Source organism: uncultured Campylobacter sp., assembly GCF_937997405.1.
GTDB lineage: Bacteria > Campylobacterota > Campylobacteria > Campylobacterales > Campylobacteraceae > Campylobacter_B.
Window position 1 is genome coordinate 1 of sequence record NZ_CALKTL010000171.1, and the last position, 4,221, is coordinate 4,221.

The window sequence follows — 4,221 nt, forward strand, 5'->3', positions numbered from 1 at the left end:
TCGTAGTAATTTGGTCATCTTAACTGGAGGATTAGGCCCAACAGAAGATGACTTGACTAAGCAGACTTTGGCAAAATTCTTAAATCGTAGGTTGGTATTTGACCGAATGGCTACGGAGAAATTGGACCGCTTTTTCGCAAGTCGACCGGATTATGCTCGAACACCAAACAATGAGCGGCAAGCTCAGATAGTGGAAGGCTCGACTCCTCTACAAAATGAAACTGGGCTTGCAGTAGGAGGCGTGATTGAGGTCAGTGGCGTGACTTATGTTGTTCTACCTGGTCCGCCTAGTGAATTAAAACCTATGGTGAACAATAAGCTGGTTCCACTTTTAGCGACTGGTCAAAAATTGTATTCAAGAGTCTTACGTTTCTTTGGTATCGGTGAAAGTCAATTAGTAACCCTTTTAGGAGATTTAATTGATAATCAGACCGATCCGACCATTGCTCCTTATGCTAAGACGGGAGAGGTGACATTGCGATTGTCCACCAAGGCTACTAGTCAAAAGGAAGCAGATATTAAGTTTGCTCATTTAGAAAAGAAAATTTTAAAAGCGCAAATTTAAAGCGAATAAATTCCGCTCCGCTAGCCCAAGTCTAGGCGTAAATTTTAAAATTTACGGCGCACGGATTTGCTCGCCGCCTGTGCGAAATTTTACCGCCGCTATAAAATTTTAAAGTGCGCGGTATTCAAATTTAAAACTCGCGCCGAAATTTAACAAAGCGCGCGTTTACGCCCACTTTGAGCCGAAATTTAGCTAGCGTTAAATTTATGCTCCGATACTCTCGCCCGCGATCATTCCAAAAACCATACAATCAAGGATCGCGTAGGTTCCGAGCCTGTCGCGCCGTGCACGCCGCCGGTTACCTCGCCCGCAGCCCAAAGCCCTGGGATCGGCTCGTGAGTAAGGCTCGAGATTACCTGAGCTTTGGTGTTAATCTCGAGCCCTCCCATCGTGTGGTGCACCTTCGGCATCGTGCGGCTTGCGTAAAACGGCGGCTTGGAAACGTCGATGCCGTCTAGCTTATCTACCACTTTGCCGAATTCGGGGTCTTTGCCCGCTTTGACGTAAGAGTTATAATCCGCGACGGTCTTTAAAAACGGCTCCAGCGGCAGATTGTAAGCCTTCGCAAGCTCCTCTAGCGTGTCAAATTTCTTCACGACGCCCGCTTCCAGCGGCCTTGATGTATAGACCGGGTTACGCGCGGCGACGGCTTGAGAGTCGCAGACGTTTACCGGATAGTTGTCGTTTTTCTCGCTCTCGCCGATAACCTTAAAGCAAGCATCCGCCTTGATCTTACGCCCCGCGTGCTCATCCATAAAGCGCTTGCCGGTCTTTGGATCGACGGTTAGACCGTAGGTGTTGCAGCAGTGGTTGGTGAAATTTACTGCGGCGCCGAAGCCCTTTTCGTCGGGCGAGCAATATGGAAGGAACTGAATCCACGACGTTAAAAGGGTAAATGCGCCGATTCTATTTGCCGCTAGCATCGCTCCCGCCGAGCTTCCAGGGTGGTTGGTGCTGTCTATGCTAGGTACTACGCGCGGATCTTGGATCTGGCGGTACCACAGATCGCGTCCGTATCCGCCCGAGGCTAGCAAAACGCCGTCTTTGGCTTTGTAGCTCTTTTTTTCGCCACCTTTGTTTTCCAGATCGTCGCTAAAGAGCTTCGGATCAAATTTATACTCCTCGCGCGCTTCTACGCCCACGACGCGGCCGCTGTCGTCCACAATAAAATCGTCAAATTTCGTGCGGGTCTTGATCGTGACGTTAGGATCGTTTTGAAGTTTACCCATCATCGGTTGGATGTAGCCCGAGCCTGAGCCGTTGGTTGATTGCAAGCTTCTTGCGACGCTGTGGCCGCTTTCAAAGATCAGCTTATCGCTAAACTCCGCTCCGCAGCTAGTTAAAAGATCCACCGCATCGTTGCTGCGATCAAACATCACGCCCAAAAGATCGGTATGATTGAGCCCGAGTCCATCTTTTACAGCATCGGCGATAAAAAGCTCCTTGCTATCTTTGATACCTTGTGCGACTTGAAATTTATTCATCGGAGCCGCCATATTTCCGCCGTTGATGACGGAATTTCCGCCCGCGCGACCCATTTTTTCAAGCACTAGCACCTTTTTGCCGCGCCCGCTGGCTTTAATCGCCGCGGCAAGCCCCGCAAAACCGGTGCCGATGATGACGATGTCGTATTCCTCGTCAAATTTGACGTCCTTGGCGTTTTGCGCCGCACTTGCGCTACTAGCCCCTAGCGCAAGCGCTCCGGCGCCCACTGTGCTAATCTTTAAAAAACTACGTCTTGATACGTTTTGCATTACAACTCCTTTAATTGAAATGTATTTAAAAATAATAACTCGAATTTAAGGGTAAGTCAAATAAAACGACGCTATGAAAGGATAGTAAAAAGCTATGAAATTTAGGGATTAATATAAAATTTTGAAATTTAGCAAGCGGGGATTTAAATTTTAAAATTTACAATGCCGCTCGTTTGTGAAATATCCGCTGCAAATAAAAATCTCGGCACGAAAATCGCAATGAATGCAAAATTCGCGCCGAGCCTTAAAATCGCTACGCCCTTAGCGAGCGACTTTAAATTTAAGCGTTTGCAGATCGTAATTATTTACTCGCTCGTATTGCATATCCTCGATAGAGATCGCAGGAAGCGCGCACGAGCCCGACATGATCACGTTTATCGGCGTGTAGATGACGCCGGTACTATTATATCCCTCTTGCGGATCGTAGTAAAAATAACCGCTTTTCGGGAAGTGAAGTACTCGGTCGTACAGATACTCCGTATGCTCGATCGCTACGCTATCCACAAAGCCTTCCGGGCGAGCCTGTGCAGCCGAGCCCAGGCGCTCATTTACCGCCTCAAAGCAGCTAGGCATCGCCTCGTCGATTGCGAAATTATATAGATAATGATTCGCTCGCCAACTGATCTTAGAGTAAATTTTCTGCCCTACTTTGAGCTTGTTTAGATCGACGATGTTGCCGCGAGCATCGAGAAACTCGCGATAAATTTCAACCTTCTTATCTCGGTCGCTATCAAACGGTCTATTTATGCTAAGCGGATTGTGTTTGACCGCAGCGCTTTCATATCCAAATCCCAGCACCGTAAAAAACAGCTCGCCATTGCCGCTCATCGGCGTAAATTCTATCGCGCCGTCTTTAACCGCCAGTTTGGTATCTAACGGCGAATTGAAATTTTTCGTCTCGCCGTCGTATTTTAATGCAAAATGGGCTTCTTTTTTCGAATCCTTAAAATACTCATCAAATCCGCGTATTACGCTTGCTCGCTCCTGCGTATTGTTTATATTTTTTAGATCGCGAATGATCGCATCGACCGTGCGAGCCGTGCTATCGTCTTTGATGCCCGCCTTGCCGAATGCGTAGAGCTTAAAGGCGGCGTCTCTTATGTCGCTAGCAAACGTCAAGCCCGCTCCGTCTTCGGCGTAGTCATAATCCATTTGGTTTATTTTTTCACGCATGAAGTTAAACTCGGTCGTCATATTGTGCTTTTTAAGTATCGCAGCCATAGCGATGCGAGCCATCGGCGAGTTGTCATAAAGGCCGTTGTCGTAAATGAAATTTATCTCATCGTCATCCAGCTTGCCGTATTGATCTAGCACGAAATCCGCATATACTCGAAGCGTCGCTTGATCTTCGTAGTCTGATTTTAAGGCGCTAAATATCAGCGATCTTTGCTTATTGCTAAGGAATTTATAGCGCGCGTCAAGCTCTAGTAAAACGTCGCTTGCGTAAATCGAAGCGTAGTAATTAGTAACGCCGTGAGCACTCCAGTAGCCGAAACTGCCGCTAGGTTTGAGGCGAGATAGAATTCTACTTGCATACTCGTTTACGCGGTTGGTTAAGGTTTTATTGGAGTCTTTGCGTGCGACATAATCAACCGCTACCATCTTTGAAGTAAGCTGCTCGGTGCAACCGTAAGGATAGAGATATAGCTCGTCCGCTAGGCTAAAAGCATTAGGCGTAGCGCTGATGTGAGTATAAATTTCTTTATAACTCGGATCGATTTTGAGCGTTACCGGCTTATCGCCGTAGCTTACGTGAAATAGCTTCGAGCGTGGGAACTGGCTGATTACGTCAAATTCCACATCGTTGCTAAATTTTTGCCCGTTTCGTCGAGCGCGGCGCATTTGGTGCCCGTGCGAATGCCGGGGTCAACGCCGAGTACGCGGCTGCCTTTTATCGGCTGC

At 47.7% G+C, this 4,221-nt stretch carries 3 protein-coding genes and 1 pseudogene; 1 reads left to right on the forward strand and 3 read right to left on the reverse strand.

Annotated features, from left to right (window positions below; translation table 11 throughout):
• Window positions 1-565 (forward strand): molybdopterin-binding protein (locus Q0372_RS09210; protein WP_298105148.1); only part of this gene is annotated, 565 nt, incomplete at its 5' end.
• A gap of 204 nt (window positions 566-769) precedes the next feature.
• On the opposite strand, the pseudogene Q0372_RS09215 reads toward Q0372_RS09210, so the two are convergent.
• From Q0372_RS09215 to Q0372_RS10425, 3 genes and pseudogenes are all read right to left on the reverse strand, one after another.
• A pseudogene (locus Q0372_RS09215) lies at window positions 770-2,319 on the reverse strand (flavocytochrome c).
• Window positions 2,320-2,580: 261 nt separating this feature from the next.
• Window positions 2,581-4,119, reverse strand: coding sequence for a hypothetical protein (locus tag Q0372_RS09220; RefSeq protein WP_298105151.1), 1,539 nt, complete (start codon window positions 4,117-4,119; stop codon window positions 2,581-2,583).
• On the reverse strand, window positions 4,104-4,214 hold the full coding sequence (locus Q0372_RS10425) for a hypothetical protein (RefSeq protein ID WP_366810640.1): 111 nt from the start codon (window positions 4,212-4,214) through the stop codon (window positions 4,104-4,106). Before Q0372_RS10425 ends, Q0372_RS09220 begins: the two co-directional genes overlap by 16 nt.
• Window positions 4,215-4,221 lie beyond the last annotated feature (7 nt).